This is a genomic window from Acidovorax delafieldii 2AN (assembly GCF_000175235.1).
GTDB classification, from domain to species: Bacteria; Pseudomonadota; Gammaproteobacteria; order Burkholderiales; family Burkholderiaceae_C; genus Acidovorax; species Acidovorax delafieldii_B.
On record NZ_ACQT01000560.1, the window covers coordinates 1 to 951 of the forward strand.

1 protein-coding gene is annotated in these 951 nt (G+C 68.0%); it reads left to right on the plus strand.

The genetic code is table 11. The features are described 5' to 3' along the window. Positions 1 to 905, plus strand: a 905-nt coding sequence (locus tag ACDELDRAFT_RS23025; protein WP_005801671.1) for a Bug family tripartite tricarboxylate transporter substrate binding protein, incomplete at its 5' end; no start/stop codon positions are given. Positions 906 to 951 lie beyond the last annotated feature (46 nt).

Consider the following 951-nt stretch of genomic DNA (forward strand, 5'->3'; position numbering starts at 1 on the left):
CCCCGGAATTTCCGCCCAAGAAACCCGTCACGCTGGTGGTGGGCTTCGCGGCGGGCGGCGCTGCCGACGCGGCTGCGCGCCTGATCGCCAAGAAGCTGGGCGAGAACATCGGCCAGCCCGTGGTGGTGGACAACAAGGGCGGCGCGGGCGGCAACATCGCGCACCAGTTCGTGGCCAATGCCGCGCCCGATGGCTCGGTGCTGCTGTTCGGATCGGTGGGCCCGCTCACCATCGCGCCGCACCTGATGAAGCTCAGCTACGACCCCTTCAAGGACCTGGCGCCCATCTCGGGCGGCGTGAACTTTCCCAACGTGCTGGTGGTGCACAAGGGCGCGGGGGTGAAGACGCTGGCCGAGTTCGTGCAGCTCTCGAAGAAAAAGCCCGGCAGCGTGGACTTTGCCTCTACCGGCGCGGGATCGGCCTCGCACCTGGCGGGTGAACTGTTCAACCAGCGCGCGGGCATCGACATGACCCACGTGCCCTACAAGGGCGGTGCTCCAGCGCTGCAGGACCTGCTGGGCGAGCGCATCACCTCCTACTTTGCCGCACCGCCCACGGCCATGCCGCACGTGGAAAGCGGCAAGCTGATTCCGCTGGCCACCACGGGCCTCACGCGCCCGGCCTACCTGCCCAACATCCCCACCGTGGCCGAGTCGGGCTTTCCGGGCTTCGAGGCCCTGAACTGGTATGCCTTCGTGGCGCCCGGCAAGACACCCGTGCCGCTGCTGGACCGCTGGAACAAGGAGATCGTGAAGGTGCTGAACGACCCCGGCGTGAAGGAAGCGCTGCTCAAGCATGGCCTGACCCCCCAGCCCACCACGCGCGCCGAATTCGCGGCCTTCATGAAGAAGGAATCGGCCCAGTGGGCCGCGATCATCAAGGAACGCAAGCTCACGGTGGAGTGACGCGCGACCCGGCGTGCGCGCGGCCATCGGCTGGCGCACCCCGGTA